The sequence below is a fragment of the Terriglobia bacterium genome (genome assembly GCA_020072645.1).
Lineage (GTDB): Bacteria > Acidobacteriota > Terriglobia > Terriglobales > Acidobacteriaceae > Angelobacter.
This window is the reverse complement of record JAIQGK010000037.1, coordinates 1-17,111: the sequence shown is the minus strand read 5'-3', so window position 1 is coordinate 17,111 and position 17,111 is coordinate 1. Positions and strand designations below refer to the sequence as shown.

Genomic DNA, 17,111 nt, shown 5'->3' with positions numbered 1-17,111 from the left:
GTGCTAACTGCTCTCGACGGATAAAGGTAAGTCGTGCATTCTTATGAATGTCCATTCGGGCCTCCAGATTTGAGTTGACTGCTCATCACAATCAGCTTCTCTGGTTTTGCTCGAATGGACAACCTCTTGAAATGTCACATTTAGCCCAGTGAACGAATAAACGTTGTGAACAACGTCATCATCGTTTGGCATTTCTATTTTCTGGCCTTTCACCGCAATGGCGAAGTCGGGAGAAAACTGAAGGCTTCTCTGAGAAATCTTGATTGTGGTTTCAGGGGGTTTTGAATCATGCGCCCCTTCCAGCCAGATCACCACGTTTTCTTTTTCTCCGGCTGCCTGGTTGGCGGCAGGCGTGGAGACATTGGCAAGCCGGATTTTTCCAGAAACGCTTCCCGCATGTGCGGGCACGACTAATAACATTGCTGCAACAAATGGCAGCATGATCGAAGCTCTAATCACAACAAACCCCCAAACTTATTTTCTAGTTGATGTGCGAAGCTGCCGATGCAGACTAGCAGCCCGATCCGCTGCACGATTCGCTGCAGATGTTCTCCGGAAGAAGAAGCGAGATCGAACGAAGACGAAGATACTTTTAATAAAGCCCGCAGCCAATCTTACGAAGGTAACTGGAAGGAGAGCAGAAACCTGGGGTTATGCGCCGTGTGCGCAACGAAATCAACCGTCGAGGGCAGAATTCCTGTTTTGGGATTTCAATCGTAAAGTATTTTGGGCGATCTGTGAATGAGACGCCGATTGCTCGAGCCTGCGAAACGAGAGGAGCAATACCTATGGATTGATGGCAGAGCCAGCGAAAATTGCAGTATTGCGGCGTGAACGCGAAGCCGTCTGCCGCGTAAAGCGATATTCCAGGTCGCGCGACTCCATTACATACCTGCCTTTGAACCGCACATTGGCGACGGCATGGGTAAACGTACGCAGCCACATGCCATCGACTTCTGCAAAGCTCATGAAGATGTGAAGATCATGCAGCCACCAGGAAGGGTTTTTAGCCGGAGTTCCTTCCACCCGGCGAATGTTGTACGTTTCCGCGTCCACCCAGAGCTTGCCGCGGAGCAGGTCTTTTTCCTCGCGCCGGGGACTCATGCTCAAGAGGAAACAGCGCTGACCATCGAGAGTTTCCTCTCCGAGCAGCTGGAAATCGTAATTCTCCAGCGAGAGTTCCTTACGTTGTGCATCCTTGGGCGATTCAGTCTCTTTGCTGAGAACGTCTCGCAATACTTTCTCGCCCATGCCGCCGCTGCTGCTCTCAATGTTGTATTGCTTGCTGTCAGGAGGCAGAACGGTAATGTTGGCGACGACTTGGGCTTTCTCCTGGTCCTGCTTGTCCAGCAGGAGATAACCGCGCTTTACAGTGAAGGGGCGGACTTTAGCTTTATTTTCCTGCAGCGTTTGCAGCATACGATCGACAACAGTGCGCGCCTGTGGCATGGCATTTGTCTGAGCGACTGCGACCGTCGCCAGCAGACAAATCAAACTTCCCAGTAATGTGCCCCTGAATGCCACGTGAGCCCTGCCTAATCCCTCTGTGGGATTTAGAAGCAATTTTGGCTTAAAAGGAGGGCTGCGAATCAAGGAATCGAGCTTACATTCGAAACTTCGGGCGCAGAAATCCTGGCGTCCGCACATGTACCTCTGAGCAGGAACCCTGGAACTTGCTATGACTCAGGCAACTTCCACAGTGGCCCGCAACTCCGGATAGAGAGGAAACGCCTCTGCCAGTTCAAGCACCTGCTTGCGAATGCGGGAGAGTGCCTGCGCATCTTTATGGTTTCTGAGGGCTTCAACGATCCATGCTCCTGTCTGGACCATTTCCTTCTCTTTCATGCCACGTGTGGTGAGCGCGGGGGTTCCAATGCGGATCCCGCTGGGCTTGAGAGGGGGATTGCTGTCAAAGGGAATAGCATTTTTGTTTACGGTAATGCCCGCCTGTCCCAAAGCATTTTCAGCTTCACTGCCCAGAATTCCCTGGGCAAAAACGTCGATGAGCATGAGGTGCGTATCCGTCCCGCCCGTAATTACGCGGAACCCCTCGTCCATAATTTTGCGAGCCAAGGCCCTGGCATTCGCGACCACCTGATGAGCGTAGTCTTTGAAGGCCGGCTGCAACGCCTCACGGAAACAAACCGCTTTGGCCGCGATAATGTGCATCAGCGGTCCACCCTGAATACCGGGGAAGGCGATCTTGTCCACGGCTGCCGCCAGTTCCTGACGGCAAAGTACCATGCCGGCACGCGGCCCACGCAGCGTCTTATGTGTTGTGGTGGTGACGATATCTGAATGCGGCACGGGAGAAGGATGCGCGCCGCCGGCAACTAAGCCTGCAATATGCGCCATATCAACCATCAGTTTCGCGCCGACTTTGTCGGCGATCTGGCGCATGCGGGCAAAGTCGATCACACGAGCATAGGCGCTGCCGCCGCCGATAATCATTTTGGGGCGTTCGCGAACGGCGATCTGCTCCATCTCGTCATAGTCGATGGTTTCAGTGTCTTTGCGGACGCCATAAGGAATGATTTTGTACATCTTGCCGGAAAAGTTCAGCGGGTGTCCGTGAGTGAGATGGCCACCATGGGCAAGGTTCAGTCCCATGACTGCGTCACCGGGCTGTAAAAGGGCCATGTAAGCCGCCATGTTTGCCTGCGAACCTGAGTGGGGCTGGACATTGGCATGATCGGCGCCAAAGATCTGTTTGGCGCGCTCGCGCGCCAGATTCTCGACGACATCAGCAAACTCGCAGCCGCCGTAATAGCGTTTCCCTGGGTATCCCTCAGCGTATTTGTTGGTAAAAACCGAGCCGGCAGCTTCCAGGACAGCCATGCTGACAAAGTTCTCTGAGGCGATCAGTTCCAACCCCTCATGCTGGCGGTTGGCTTCATTGGCAATGGCCTGGGCGATTTGAGGATCGGATTCAGAGAGAGGAAGGGACATCCAGGTGCTCTTCATATACTAATTTTACCCGGACTTTGGGCGTGTTGCAGGAGCAGATCACCGTTTTGCGAAATCGCTAAGCTCGAAAAAAACAGATGAACGTTTCACTTGTGGATTTGAGCCGATCCGAACCGATCAAAAATCTGGCACGGGGAAGCTCAATTGCAGGTTAGCGACGCAGTGTTCGACACGCTTGATCCATCGCCAGCCGGCACTGTTGCTGTAACGGTTACAGGACCGGAAGTCGCCCCGTTGCATGTCGCGGTGCCGAAAGTGGCCCCTTGCACATTGCTGATGCTGACATTCGTGTTGTCTGAGACCGCCCAGGTGCCCGTCGTAAGATTGCTTTGGGACACCACACACCCCGGCGTGACGGCAGAGGCAAAAGCATCAAAATGCTGTGCATTTCCCGGCGGCGGCGCGGTATGGCTGATGGCTGCAGTAGCAGGAAAAACGTTGATTGCGGTGATCTTGCAGGCAAGTGTTATTGGGCTCTTCCCGCCACATCCCATGGCAACAAGAGAAAGCAGGCATGCTCCTGCAAACAATAACTTGCCCCAGCGGCAATCACTCATGTTCCATCTCCTATTTTTCAGGAACGGCGTCTCTGCCGGTTCTTGCGTAAACATCCGGACGATGAATTTCCATCCATGATGCTGGACTTTTGAGCGGGGTGAACCCGAATTTAGCATAGAGTCCATGCGCATCCTGGGTGGCCAGCATCCAGCGCCGAAGGCCCTGCAGATCCGGGTGGCTTACAATGCACTCCATCAGCCACCGCGAAAGTCCCCGCCCGCGGTGAGAGAGCAGAACGAAGACGTCGGCCAGATAAGCAAATGTCGCGCGATCAGAGATAATGCGGGCGAAGCCGACTAACTGCTGGCCATGATACACGCCGAAAGGAATAGAGTTCTCAATGGACAGCCGTACTGATTCAATAGAAATACCTTTTGCCCAGTAAGAGTTGGTCAGGAACTCATGCACCATGACGGCATCGATCCGCGCAGGATCGGTGCTGATCTCATAATCACCTTGTGACCACAAGTGGTGCATTTAGAGGTCCTTCATCAGAGGTCCTTCATCAGAGGTCCTTCATCAGAGGTCCTTCATCAGAGGTCCTTCATCAGAGGTCCTTCATCAGAGGTCCTTCATCAATGAGCCTTCATTATTGACTCTTGGTGGTTCCGGCGGTGTCCTCTTCTTTTTCAATGGCCATGATCTTTTCCACGCGGCGCTCATGGCGTCCGCCGGCAAACTGCGTGGCCAGCCATTTATCAACAATGCGAAAAGCTTCGTCGGCGGTGATGATGCGTGCGCCCAGGGCGAGAACGTTGGCATTATTGTGCTCGCGGCTCATCTGGGCTTCATATTCCGTGCTGACGTTGGCGGCGCGGATGCCATCGACTTTGTTGGCGGTGATCGCCATTCCAATGCCGCTGCCGCACACCAATATGCCCAGATCAGCGCGCTGCTGGCTCACATCATGCGCCACGGCGCGGGCATAGTCCGGATAGTCTACTGACTCCGCCGAAGAAGTTCCCTCATCACACACGCTGATACCCTGCTGTTCCAAATGCTGCTTGATCTGGTCTTTGAGCTGGTAGCCAGCGTGGTCCGCGCCGAGTGCAATCTTCATGAAACGATTTTACTCAAGCCGCAGCCCGGGCCAAAAAAGAAAAACCGGCCCAGATGAGGGCCGGCAGTAGGAACTCGCTTATTTCTTGTGTTCGTGTTTTTCGCCTGATTCCATGCCTGCTTTTACATGGTTGATAGCGGAATCAATGGCCTTGATGGCCGCTACACGATGTCCACCCTTGTCATGCTTGGCTTCTTCCAGATGATGCTTGGCCTGTTGCAAGGCTTCAAGCGCAGCCTGCATGTGTGGTTGATCGTCATCGTCATAACTTGCCACAGCAGTGATAGGAACGCTCAGGAGGCCCAAAATAAGAGTTAGCGCAAATAGCCTGGAGAATTTCCTCATGGTAACGACCTTCCCTTATAGTTTTGAGATTTTCGCTCGGAGTAAAAATTAATCGTCAACAACCGGGCTGTCAATAAAAGAAGCAAACACGCACCAGAAGGACAACGCCTTCCGGAAGCTGACGCCACCCGGACCATCATGCACTTGCGATACTCCATAAGGCGATTGCCTGCTTGTATTTAGGCGGCTTTTCAGCGGATAATCACGCTCGCATCCTTCCCACAACTCGCAATTGAGGTGAATATGGCCACACGGCCCGCGCAAACAGAACCCGATCTTACCGGCGACACCCGCGTCCCCGCGCCTACTTATAAATACATTCAATTCGATGTGGTGGATTCCATTGCGCGGCTCACGCTGAATCACGCTCCGCACAATGTGCTTACTGTGCCGATGATGAAAGAAATGGCCGAGGCGATTGAAAGCCTGAATGGCCGCGCCGACGTGAAAGCCATTCTTCTGCAATCTTCACAGCAGGCATTTTCCGCCGGCATTTCACTGGAAGACTCGCGCCCTGACCGCGTGTTCCAGACGCTGGACGCTTTTACCCGCGTCTTTCAGGCGATGGTGGATATCTCAAAGCCCGTGGTGGTTGTGGTAAATGGGCCGGCCATTGGAGCAGGATCAGAGCTGGTGGGCTTTGCCGACGTGGTGCTGGCCACACCGAAAGCCAAGTTCGCGCAGCCCGAGGTGAAGCTTGGCGTGTTTCCACCGTTTGCGGCCGTGATGTTGCCGCAGCTTATAGGCACCAAGAAAACTTATGAACTCATTCTTACCGGCGAAGCTCTTTCCGCCGAGGAGGCGTTGAACTTCGGATTTGTAAACAAGGTTGTGCCGGAAGCCGACCTGCAAAAGCATGTAGACGCTTTAATCGCCCGCATTGGCGAATTCAGCGGACCGGTGCTGGAAGTGACCAAACGCGTAATCAGCAGCTCAATTGGACGTCCACTCAGAGAAGCCATGAAGACCTCTCAGGATCTCTATCTCAACGAGCTGATGAACCTGGAAGACGTCCAGGAAGGCTTGCGCGCCGTAATTGAGAAACGCAAGCCCGTCTGGAAGAACAAATAACGCCGAGATCAAGAAGCTTTGTAGCTGATGCGGTGCTTGATGGAGTTATAGATTTCTTCAGGGACAACCATGCGGCCAAGCAGATCAATCTTGCTGGGGTAAGGCCGGTGCTCCACAATCCGCTCTGCCATTCCAGCGTCCAGCCCCAGGGACTGCATAATTTCCTGCTGACTAGCTTCGTTGATATTGATCGTCGGACCGATAAATGACTTGCGAGCGTCTGCGCGACGGCGGCGCGCCGCAATAATCCATGCTCCGGAAAAGATTCCAAGACCCACTGCTCCCAGGAACGACAGCACCTTCATTCGACAGCTCCTTTTGATGTTCTGCCTATTGGAAGGAATTTCTCGCGCGGAGGTTTGATGGAGCAGCAAAATCGCCGGCAGTATCGATGATCAGCAACTCGGGCGTGGCTTCAGCAGCTTTGCTGCTCAGAGATTTTTTACCAGGAACCTCACCATGTGGTATCCATCCATATATTTGAATGGCGTTTCACCGGTGGTGTAATGGCCGCAAGGCAGAACCACGGTTTTAAGATCGGCGCCATATTTGCGGAACCCTGCTTCAGCTTCACGGGAGAGTTCCGGCAAAAACGTGAGATCGTAACGGGCGTAGACTAGGAGGTTTTTCTTGGGATAGCGCGCGAACTTGTCGAAATACGCCATGGGGCTCACGCACTTCCATGACTGGCGCAGGCTTTCCAGCGTAATGCCATCGCGCTCCAGGCCTTCACGCACATGGCGCGTGGATTGGCCGGTCCAGACCACATCCGCCATGTAAGTGGAGGCGTGATTGAAGACATTCACTTTCAGGCGCGGATCATGCGCAGCGGCAAGAAATCCGTAGCACGATCCCAGACTGGTTCCCACGACTCCCACATGGTCTTTGCCTTGAGAATAAAGCCAATCGATGCAAGCACGAACGTCCACCACGGCCTGGCGGGCTGCGTCCAGCGTGCGGCAGATGTTGGGCGAGACAGCATAGTCAGAGCGGGCTGTCTCCTGCGGGCGGCGGATATCGTGATACGGCTTGCTCAGGCGCAACATGGAGATGCCAAAGCGGTTCAAGATGGGACCGAGCGCGTTATAGGCAATGCCGTTGGCGTTCCAGTGCGGCAGCACGATCACCGCGCGATTCCCTTTTGCTGGGAACCAGCGGGCATTCACCAGGTCATTCTCAGGGTGCAGAGACGGCGCAGGCGAAGTAAAGCGCAGAAACGTGCCATCGCCCTTAGGAACTTTGTCATTGGCGTTGCTGCCGGTGGGAAACAGCTCAATCTTGCGCGTTTCCAGGCGGAAGTCTTGCGGCGTTTTGTAGGCAAAAAACTCGTCGCTGTTGGCGACAATATGATCGTTCAGCTCGTGCAGGTAGCTCTCAAAATGCTCTTCTGAGCTGGGAAAGTTGCCGTTGACCAGGGGCCAGCGGCGCGCCCATTCCATGCCCCATTCTAGCGGACGCACCACCCGGTTCGTATCGCGCGTGGTCAGACGGGTCTCCCACGCATACATCCATTTTTGATAAATGCCAGCCATCAATTTGTGAGCTGATTTGATTGTAAATGCGTGGTATCTCCGCAGGGAGAGGCGAACATTGGAGTGGGTGGATTGGATGTTTAAACGCAGTTTCCGGCATTTTGAGGAAACAATCCTTTATCTTCCGACCAGAACGCTACCCTGGGCCGAGCAAGTACGGCTGGTTGTGCAGCAAAAGGTGCTGAGATGTCCTGCTACACTCTTACCGGAGCAGCTATCACTTGATCCCAACGACACTGGAGCGTATTGCCCATGAAATCGGTGGTGAACTGCGTGGCGCTTCTCCCTCGCTGGTAATCGACCGCATCTGCACCGACTCGCGCGGCGCTGCTCCCGGCGCGCTTTTTGTTGCCTTGCAAGGTCAGCAGACCGACGGCCATCGGTTTCTTGCCGATGCCTTCCGCAACGGCGCAAGCGCTGCCTTGGTTGAAAAAGAAAAGCTGGCGCAATACCCGGTTGCCGGCGCGGCTCTTGATCCCGCATGGCCCCTGATCGTGGTGGCCGATCCGCTGCGCGGACTGCAAGCTCTGGCGCACTGCCATCGCCGTGAATATTTTCAGCGCGTGCTGGCGATCACCGGAAGCAACGGTAAAACCATCGTTAAAGATGCATTGAAATCTCTACTTGCGGGCAGACAGGTGCTGTCTTCGCCTGGAAGTTACAACAGCCAGCTCGGTCTGCCGCTCGCTGTGCTTTCCGCGGAGAAGCCCGAGGCGCTGGCGATTCTTGAGGTCGGCATCTCTGCTCCCGGCGAGATGGCGACGTTGGAAGAGATTGCGCGGCCCGACTATGGCATCCTTACTAATATCGGCCTGGCTCACGTTGCCGCGTTCGGCAGCCGCAACGCCATCGCGCAAGAGAAAATGAAGCTCTTCGAGCGCATTCCGCCCGATGGCTGGCTGCTGCTGCCTTCTGGCGAAGCGACGCTCGACACGCCGACAAAAAAGATCCAATGCCCGATTTACTGGATCGGCGGCGAGGACGAATTGCTCTCGCTCAAGCCGCTCTCGCTCAGTGCGGATGGCCAGGTGCTGGAGTTGAGCATTTCATCGGAGGACCCGCGCAGCGTGACGGTGAAGACGCGTTCGCCGGAGATCATTGCTGATCTGCACTTTGCCGCGATGGCTGCGCATCTTTTGGGCGTGCCGCTGGAAGAAATTGCTACAGCGCTCGATCACTATGCTCCGACATCGACGCGCATGGAGCTGTGGTCGTCGCCGCAGGGCATTCGCATCATCAATGATGGTTACAGCTCTGACCCAATCTCTGTGCACGCGGCGTTGCGCTCGGCCACGCTTGGTGCATCGCGTAGCGGCAGAAAGATGTTTGCTTTTGCCGGCATGCGTGAGTTGGGTTCCAGTTCTGCCCGTGAGCACGCACAAGTCGGCGCGCAGGCGGCCGAAGCCGGATTCAGTCATCTTTTTCTCGTGGGCAATGGCGAGCTTGTTACCACAGCAGAGGGATACAAGCGCGTGCGACCGGAAGGCAGCGTAATGCAAGTCAAGTCTGCTGACGAATTGAAAGACCGGCTGCTTCCGCTGCTGCGTCCGGGCGACACGGTGCTCTTCAAAGGTCCACGCAATGCCGGCATGGTGAAGGCGGTGCGCGATCTTTCCGGAGCAATCGCGCAGCGCTGCTTGTGGGTGAACCTTGCGGCTATTGAAGGCAATGTCGCGCGTTTCCGGCGGCACTGCGGCGGCGCGGTGCATATTGTGGCCATGCTCAAGGCGCTGGCTTACGGAACAGAGCTGGCGCAGCTTGGCTCGTGGATGTCGCAACTGGGGATTCACCACGTGGGCGTGTCGTCCGCTAATGAAGGGGTGGCCGTGCGCAAGTCCGGCGCGGACCAGGACATTCTGGTTTTTCTTTCTGAGAGAGAAGACGTTGATAATCTCTTGAGCTATCGACTCACGCCGGTGATCTACTCTGCGGAGCTGGTGGATTCTTTCGCCGCGGCGCTGGCCGGCAGTGGCCGCACGCTTGATGTTCACCTGAAAGTTGATACCGGCATGCATCGCCTGGGCGTGCCGCCTGCCACCGCCGTGGAACTGGCGCAGCGCATTCGCTCCAGCGGTGTGATGCGGCTTACCGGAATCTGCACACACTTTGCTTCGGCGGAAGATCCTGCCTCGGACGATTTCACGCGCCAGCAGATCGCGGCGTTCAATCAGGTTATCGCCGGACTTGAAGCAAACGGCTTCAACGATCTTCAGATTCATGCGGCCAATACCGCCGGGGCGATCCGCTTTCCTGAAGCGCACTACAACATGGTGCGCATCGGCCTGGGACTGTACGGAATTTATCCTTCTGAAGCGGCCCGCAAAATGATCGATCTGGAACTTGCCGTGGGTTTGACCAGCCGCATTACCAGCATTCAGGAATTTGCGCCGGGCGATACGCTGGGCTACAACCGGACTTTCACGGCGAAGCGCCGCACCAAAGTGGGGATTGTGCCCTTTGGCTATGACGATGGTCTTCCCTGGCAGCTTTCCGGCGCAGGACAAGTACTGGTGGAAGGCCGCACGGCGCCAATCGTTGGGCGCATCAGCATGGACCAGATGCAAATTGATTTGACGGACATTCCCGGCGCAAGCATTGGCGCTGAAGTCCTGCTCTATGGCACACACAGTGGACACACGCTGCGTCCTGAACAGGTTTCGCAAATGGCGGGAACGATTCCCTACGAACTGCTCACGCGCCTGGGCGAAAGAGTGCACAGAATTTACATCGAACCGTAAGCGGAGCAGTGTCCAGTTCCAAAGCCATTGGAAAATTTAGTCCCAAGTTTTCCACCTTCATCCACAGGCAAGATTTGTTATGCACAGGAAAGTCACTGCAATCGTTTTGAATTTCCAGATCACTCCTTGAAGTCACTCCGGCCTTGGTAGATATTTTCCATACTCAAGTGTGAATGTTCTGGCGACAGTTGAGGTTCAGTTCGAATGAACTGACGGCACACTCAAGGGATGGGCCGGAGTTTAATCTGCGTTGGTTCTGGCCGCCGGCTGCGGCCAAAGCCGTATCTCATTTCAAAAGGATGAGCGTGAGAGAAACTTGCTGAACTGCCAGACGCCGCTCCGGCAACAGAGCGACGGAAGAACATCCACCCCGCTAGCCCGGTCTGTATGGCTGGTACAGACCGGGTTTTATTTTTCAGGGCTAAGTCCGAATCAATTTGAAGCACGTGCGGCACGACTACGGTCGTGCCCTGACACTTGTCATAAGCAAGGGAAACTTTTTGGCAATCTTTAAATTCACGAAATTCATGCCCTGATCCGGTCGAGGGTAATGGCAGAGCGATCCAAAATAGGGTGCAACAGCAGACTTTCTGCTGTGCAAGCGCTTCTCTCTGTTTTCGCTAGCTATTATCGGGTTATTATGGGGAGAGACAAACCAGATTTTTGGACTTTGAATGGCAACGACTGACCGTATTCTTGATCGCGGAATGCCCGCCAGCATGGATGCAGAGCGCGCGATCCTGGGCGCAATCCTGCTGGACAACTCCGCATACCCGCAGGCCGCTGAGCATCTTCGCGCGGAAGATTTCTCGCTCGACTCGCACCGCCGCATTTACCTCCGCATGATGGAGCTGGCTGAAACCGGCAAGCCCGTCGATTTTGTCACGCTCACCGAACAACTCGGACAGCATAAAGAGATTGAGGCCGTGGGCGGCGTGGCGTATGTTACGTCGCTCACGGACGGACTGCCGCGCGTCAAAAACATTGAGCAGTACGTAAAGATCGTAAAAGACAAAGCGCTGCTGCGCGGGCTGATTCACGCCGCCACCAGCGCAATCCAGCAGGCGTATGAGCAGGAAGCGCCGGCGGAAGAAATTATTGACTCGGCCGAGTCGGCCATCTTCAAAGTCGCCGAGCAGCGCATCGGCCAGGGATTCATGGGAATCCCGGAGATCGTAAAGCTGTCGTTCGGGTCCATCGACAAACTGTACGAACAGGGCCAGCGCATTACCGGACTGGAAACCCACTTTGAAGACCTGGACGGCATGACCAGCGGCCTGCAAAAGTCTGATCTGGTGATCATCGCCGCGCGTCCGTCGATGGGCAAGACCGCTTTCGCCATCAACATTGCCGAGAACGCCGCCGTGCGGGACAACAAAGTTGTTGGCGTCTTTTCGCTGGAAATGTCGCGCGAATCGCTGCTACTGCGCCTGCTATGTTCCCAGGCGATGGTGGATTCCCACAAGCTGCGCACCGGATTCCTGAGCCGCGAAGATTACAACAAGCTGGTAACCGGGCTGGCCGCGCTGGTGGAAGCGCCTATCTATATCGACGACACGCCGGGCATCTCAATTTCTGAAATGCGCGCCAAGTGCCGCCGCCTGCAACAGGCGCAGGGCCGGCTGGACCTGATTATTGTTGACTATCTCCAACTCGTGGCGGGCACACCCACCGGCGGAGGCAAGCGCTATGAAAACCGCACGCAGGAAGTTTCCGCCATCTCGCGCGGCCTGAAAGGTCTGGCCAAGGAGATGCGCTGCCCGGTGATCGCGCTCTCACAGCTCAGCCGCGCACCGGAAAGCCGCACCGGCAACAACCGTCCGCAACTGGCTGACCTGCGCGAATCCGGCGCCATTGAGCAGGATGCGGACGTGGTGGCCTTCATCTTCCGCGAAGAAGTTTACAAGCCAGACGATCCCGACCTCGAGGGCAAAGCGGAATTGATCATCGCCAAACAGCGCAACGGCCCGACCGGAGTGGTGAAGCTGGCATTCATCAAGCGGTCAACCCGGTTTGAGAATCTGGCGAATGAAAGCGGAGGCGGGGAGTATTGAGAAACTAGCAAGAGGACGTGAAAGTATGAATGAACCAATGATCGTATGTCCGAATTGTAATGGAGAGATTAAGCTCACCGAGTCCTTAGCCGCTCCTCTCGTGGAAGCCACGCGTCAACAATACGAGGTGAAACTAGCGAACAAGGAATCTGACATCAAAAATCGTGAAGCCGCAATACGAGAGAAGGAACTCGCAGTGGCTGCGGCCCAAGAAAAGGTGGACGAGCAAGTAGCATTACAACTAGCGCAGGAACGGGAAAAGATTGCTGCCCAAGAAGCGAAGAAAGCTCGTCTGCTGTTTGCAGGAGATATGGAACGGAAGAATGAAGAAGTGCTTGAGCTCCAACAAGCATTGAAAGAGAAGGATGGCAAGCTTGCTGATGCTCAAAAGGCCCAAGCAGAACTTATCCGCAAACAGCGTGAACTGGATGATGCGAAACGCGAAATGAATCTGACCGTCGAGAAGCGGGTTCAGGAGTCGCTTTCCGCGGTTCGCGACAAAGCGCGTGGTGAAGCAGAAGACGAACTCAAGCTCAAAGTCGCTGAGAAAGAACAGACAATCGCTGGCATGCAGCGCCAGATAGAAGAGTTGAAGCGCAAGGCCGAGCAGGGATCCCAACAGCTGCAAGGCGAGGTTCAGGAGCTTGAGTTGGAGTCACTGTTGAAAGCCAAGTTTCCTCGTGACACCATAGAACCCGTTCCAAAAGGGCGATCTGGGGGAGATATCAAGCAACTGGTTTTCAACCAGCTTGGGAACCTCTGCGGAACTCTCCTGTGGGAGTCCAAGCGCACGAAGAATTGGAGTGATGGTTGGCTTGGCAAGCTTAGAGACGATCAACGAACGGCGAAAGCGGATGTCGCTGTGATCGTGTCGAGAGTGCTCCCGAACGGGTGCGAGGGCTTCGATTTCATCGAAGGAATCTGGGTAGTCGAGCCACGATGTGCGATCCCCGTTGCAATCGCACTCCGCCAATCGATGGTCGAACTTGCCAGTGTTCGACAAACTAGAGAAGGACTGCAAACGAAGATGGGAATGGTATACGAGTATCTGACTGGGCCGAGTTTCCGGCAGCGCGTCGAAGCAATCGTTGAGAGGTTCTCAGAGATGCATGAAGATCTCGACAAGGAGCGAAGAGCCATAATGCGCCTTTGGGCAAAGAGAGAAGAACAAATCCGTGGAGTTATTGACTCGACAGCTGGGATGTACGGGGACCTCCAAGGGATTGGCGGGAAGGCTTTCCGTGAGATTGAAGGTTTAGAAATTCCTAGGCTTCCGTCCGGCGACGTGTGATGACTATTTGCCGATAGTCCGAGGCGCTTCGCTCAGCAGGGCACGTCATAAGAGGCGTGGCGGAAACTGAGTCGGCAGCGGAGCAGTTCACGATCCAGGGAGTTCTCTTTCACGCTGTTTCGTGCGAACGCCTTGACGCTGCACCTATGCCGCTAACATTCTCGGGATGCTTCGGCTTCGCGCCATTGTGCGCGGGTGATTAAAACGGACTGGCGGCGCTTCGCTCAGCAAGACAGATCGTAAATGGTGTGGTGAAAGCTGAGTCGGCAGTGGCAGGAGGACAGGGCACAAGAGAAGCAGTCAACGATCAGTAATCAGCAGTCAGTCAAAGCGAGAAGAAGACACCGGCAAGAGTGCCGGTGCCACACAAGACCAACAAAGCAGTGTTAATCATCAAACTGCACCGCCAAAAGCCCTAGAAGGGCTTTTCATCTGCATTAATCCTTTGACTTTGTGGGGCGGATGAATAGATATTCTCCGCATGCCAGACCAGAAATCCCTCGCGCCACAATCTCTTACGCAAGCAATGCCCGGACCGGACGGCCTGGAAGCCCCGCTTACTTTTGAACAAGTGCTGGCCCAGGAAGACGCCGTGCTGGGAGGAAAGCAGCGCAGTGCGCTGTGCATCTCCGGAGGCGGCATCCGCAGCGCTACATTCGCGCTGGGCGCCCTGCAGGGGCTGGCCGAACTCGGCATCCTGGAAAATTTTGACTATCTTTCAACCGTTTCCGGCGGTGGATTCATCGGGAGCTGGCTCACGGCCTGGAAAGAGCGATGGAAGGGTCTTACTACACCTAAAAAGCTGGGTGATAAGACCACCACTCTTGTCTCGCAATTGAAGCCCTTTGCGCTGCCCCCGCCTGAAGAGCACCCGGACCCCGTGCAGCACCTGCGCGACTACAACAATTATCTTTCGCCCAAGCTGGGCCTTTTCTCCGCCGATACCTGGACCCTGGCCGCCACCGTAGCGCGGAACATGCTCTTGAACTGGCTGGTCTTTGTTCCCCTGCTGATGTGCGCGCTCATGGCGCCACGGACTGTGCTGTCACTGGGAAAGGTGGGGGACCATCCAGAGTGGTGGGGCCTAACCTGGGACCAGTTTTACCAAGGGCGATTGATTGCGCTTCCTCTGGCAGGATTGTTCTTCGCCATCGCCATCTTTAATCTCCTGCGATATCTTCCCGGCGTTGGTCATAAGAACCATACGGAAGGCCAATTCCTGAAGTATTGTTTCGGCCCCACTTTTCTTGCAGCATTGCTCCTTCTACTCAGCGAAGCCTGGTTCACAGGCGCCGACTACACAAATGGCAGGAATACCGCGGCAACGCTAAGGTACTGGGATTATTTTCGCGGTATCGCAGTCTCCGGAGCCGCAGGGTACCTAGCCTACGCCTTGATTTATTGGCGTCGTGTTGGAGAAAAACTGCGGGAACTCAAAGCCAAAGAACCTGTCCGCCGCGGGGCCAGGAGAAAATGGATTCTCGGGCTGCTGACAGCCGCGGCTATCACGGCCTTTTGCGTTGCCGGCGGCGCACGGCTGCTCAGTGGCGATGTTTTTGGCCATATGAGCTGGGAACAGTACACCACCTTTGCCATGCCGTTGCTGTTTACATCGTTTGGGCTGGCGGTGACCATCTTTGTGGGCTTTACCAGCCGGGTGCTGGAAGATGAGGACCGCGAGTGGCTGGCGCGGGCCGGGGCCTGGGGCATGCTTAGCATGGTCGCCTGGATCGGGTTTTCCGCGATGACCTTGTTCGCGCCTCTTTTGGTTTTCTGGCTGCATGCCAAACTCAAGCTTTGGGCTGACACCACGTTTGCCACCGCCGGAGGCATCAGCGGCGTGCTCGCAGCACTGGCCGGTTTCAGCAATAAGACCAAGGCCAAAAATGGAACATCCGGCGGCAAACAAGGCAGCGCACTGGACCTTGCCGGCAAACTGGCCGCTCCGGTATTTATCGTCATATTTCTGGCTTCGCTGGCAGTTCTTGACAACTGGCTTTTGTCGAAAGCCCACCTTGTGAAGTCAAACCTGACGTCGCATAAGGAATTCCTGGAAAACACTCATCCAGAACACGCGGTGTTGCTGGCGCTTGTCTGTTTTTTGTTTAGCTGGGTGATGGCCAAATTTATTGACATCAACAAATTTTCCCTTCAGGCCATGTATCGCAACCGGCTCATCCGCGCCTACCTTGGCGCTTCCAATCCCGAACCGGAGATTAACCAATTCACCGGCTTTGACCAGACGGACGACTATTACCTGAAAAATCTGACGCCATCCCTGAAGCCGTTTCACGTGATCAACATGACGTTGAATCTGCTTTCCGGCGAGCGTTTGGCCTGGCAGCAGCGCCGGGCCGCCCCGTTTACGGCCTCACCCCTGCATTGCGGCAGCGACGTCCTCGGCTATCGCCCAAGCAGTGAGTATGGAGGCCAAAATGGGATTTCTTTGGGAACCGCGCTTGCCATCTCCGGAGCGGCCGCCAGCCCCAACATGGGCTATTACTCCTCACCGGCGATTACTTTCATCATGACGCTCTTCAATGCCCGGCTGGGCTCCTGGTTCGGCAACCCCAGGCGCAAAAGCTGGCGCGATTCCGGCCCGCATTCCGCCTTTGACTCCATTATTCGTGAAGCCCTGGGCCGTACCAATGCGAGCAGTCCTTATATCTATCTTTCTGATGGCGGCCATTTTGAAAATCTGGGTCTTTATGAAATGGTCCGGCGCCGCTGCCGCTATATCGTGGCGCTGGATGGCGGCGGCGATCCTGAATACCAGTATGAAGCACTGGGCAATGCGCTGCGCAAGATCCGCATCGACATGAAAATCCCGATCGACTTCCTGCCGCCGCATTCCTCACCCGGAGAAATGCCAAAGGGCCGCTGCGCCGTGGCGGAAATCCGCTATCAAGAGATTGACCCCGCCCTGGAAAACGGCTACTTGGTCTACATCAAGCCGGTGGTCCTGGCCAGCGATGATGCCGACGTTACGGCCTACCAGGCTGCCCACCCGGCCTTTCCCCATGAGAGCACCGGCAACCAGTGGTTCAATGAATCACAGACTGAAAGCTACAGAATGCTTGGCGTGCGCAGTGTGCTTGAGGCTTTTAAGAAGCCCTGGGACGCGCAGCAGAAGTTTGAAGGCGTCATTAGAGCAGCAGGTCATCAGAGGACCGAGGCCATGAGCGCGACCGGGGGTCAATCCTCCTAGGCTTGCTTCGGGGCGTGATATCCCGGCGCCCCTCCCCTCCCCGGGTCATCCCAGCTTGGCGTAGGTTTGAGAGGTTTTGTTTCCGATCACCCGATTTCCCGATCACCGGATCACCCGATCTTTGCAGCCCTCTGCCTACGTCCCTCAGTGAACAGCCGGGCAGATCCCTGACACTTTAGACCGGGCACATACCTGACACTTTCTCTTCCACTAGGTTGAGGGGATGGGGTGCAGGGGAAGGGGACGCTTCCCCTTTCCCTGCATTAGTCTTTGTAGTCAACCCCTGC

General features: G+C 55.5%; 14 protein-coding genes. 5 read left to right on the top strand and 9 right to left on the bottom strand.

The window, feature by feature from the left end; translation table 11 throughout:
* Positions 1 to 3: 3 nt before the first annotated feature.
* From LAO76_27690 to LAO76_27660, 7 genes are all read right to left on the bottom strand, one after another.
* Positions 4 to 441 carry a hypothetical protein gene (locus LAO76_27690; GenBank protein MBZ5494722.1) on the bottom strand — a complete coding sequence of 146 codons (438 nt, stop codon included), beginning with the start codon at positions 439 to 441 and terminating at the stop codon, positions 4 to 6.
* A 345-nt stretch (positions 442 to 786) separates the two neighbouring features.
* Entirely contained in the window at positions 787 to 1,524 is a 738-nt protein-coding gene (locus LAO76_27685; protein ID MBZ5494721.1) for an outer membrane lipoprotein-sorting protein, read from the bottom strand.
* 159 nt (positions 1,525 to 1,683) lie between these two features.
* Positions 1,684 to 2,949 carry a serine hydroxymethyltransferase gene (locus LAO76_27680; protein ID MBZ5494720.1) on the bottom strand — a complete coding sequence of 422 codons (1,266 nt, stop codon included), beginning with the start codon at positions 2,947 to 2,949 and terminating at the stop codon, positions 1,684 to 1,686.
* Between the two features lie 158 nt (positions 2,950 to 3,107).
* Positions 3,108 to 3,524: a hypothetical protein gene (locus LAO76_27675; GenBank protein MBZ5494719.1), complete on the bottom strand. Its 417-nt coding sequence runs from the start codon at positions 3,522 to 3,524 to the stop codon at positions 3,108 to 3,110.
* A gap of 10 nt (positions 3,525 to 3,534) precedes the next feature.
* Positions 3,535 to 4,002 (bottom strand): GNAT family N-acetyltransferase, encoded by a 468-nt coding sequence (locus LAO76_27670; GenBank protein MBZ5494718.1) that lies wholly within the window; start codon positions 4,000 to 4,002, stop codon positions 3,535 to 3,537.
* 112 nt (positions 4,003 to 4,114) lie between these two features.
* Entirely contained in the window at positions 4,115 to 4,585 is a 471-nt protein-coding gene (gene rpiB, locus LAO76_27665; GenBank protein ID MBZ5494717.1) for a ribose 5-phosphate isomerase B, read from the bottom strand.
* Positions 4,586 to 4,663: 78 nt separating this feature from the next.
* The gene (locus tag LAO76_27660) at positions 4,664 to 4,930 is read right to left on the bottom strand and encodes a hypothetical protein (GenBank protein ID MBZ5494716.1); all 267 of its coding nucleotides are present in this window, start codon (positions 4,928 to 4,930) and stop codon (positions 4,664 to 4,666) included.
* Between the two features lie 243 nt (positions 4,931 to 5,173).
* On the opposite strand from LAO76_27660, the gene LAO76_27655 reads away from it, so the two are divergent.
* On the top strand, positions 5,174 to 6,001 hold the full coding sequence (locus tag LAO76_27655) for an enoyl-CoA hydratase/isomerase family protein (protein MBZ5494715.1): 828 nt from the start codon (positions 5,174 to 5,176) through the stop codon (positions 5,999 to 6,001).
* Between the two features lie 8 nt (positions 6,002 to 6,009).
* Here the strand turns inward: LAO76_27655 and LAO76_27650 are convergent, their stop codons facing one another.
* Both LAO76_27650 and LAO76_27645 read right to left on the bottom strand, forming a co-directional pair.
* Positions 6,010 to 6,306: a helix-hairpin-helix domain-containing protein gene (locus LAO76_27650; GenBank protein ID MBZ5494714.1), complete on the bottom strand. Its 297-nt coding sequence runs from the start codon at positions 6,304 to 6,306 to the stop codon at positions 6,010 to 6,012.
* A 126-nt stretch (positions 6,307 to 6,432) separates the two neighbouring features.
* Positions 6,433 to 7,536: an abhydrolase domain-containing 18 gene (locus LAO76_27645; protein ID MBZ5494713.1), complete on the bottom strand. Its 1,104-nt coding sequence runs from the start codon at positions 7,534 to 7,536 to the stop codon at positions 6,433 to 6,435.
* 218 nt (positions 7,537 to 7,754) lie between these two features.
* On the opposite strand from LAO76_27645, the gene alr reads away from it, so the two are divergent.
* The 4 genes from alr to LAO76_27625 all read left to right on the top strand — a co-directional run bounded on the left by alr (position 7,755) and on the right by LAO76_27625 (position 16,824).
* Positions 7,755 to 10,271 carry an alanine racemase gene (gene alr, locus LAO76_27640; GenBank protein MBZ5494712.1) on the top strand — a complete coding sequence of 839 codons (2,517 nt, stop codon included), beginning with the start codon at positions 7,755 to 7,757 and terminating at the stop codon, positions 10,269 to 10,271.
* 674 nt (positions 10,272 to 10,945) lie between these two features.
* Entirely contained in the window at positions 10,946 to 12,325 is a 1,380-nt protein-coding gene (gene dnaB, locus LAO76_27635) for a replicative DNA helicase (protein MBZ5494711.1), read from the top strand.
* A 25-nt stretch (positions 12,326 to 12,350) separates the two neighbouring features.
* Positions 12,351 to 13,616, top strand: a complete 1,266-nt coding sequence (locus LAO76_27630; protein MBZ5494710.1) for a DUF2130 domain-containing protein — start codon at positions 12,351 to 12,353, stop codon at positions 13,614 to 13,616.
* Between the two features lie 481 nt (positions 13,617 to 14,097).
* The gene (locus LAO76_27625) at positions 14,098 to 16,824 is read left to right on the top strand and encodes a patatin-like phospholipase family protein (protein ID MBZ5494709.1); all 2,727 of its coding nucleotides are present in this window, start codon (positions 14,098 to 14,100) and stop codon (positions 16,822 to 16,824) included.
* Positions 16,825 to 17,111 lie beyond the last annotated feature (287 nt).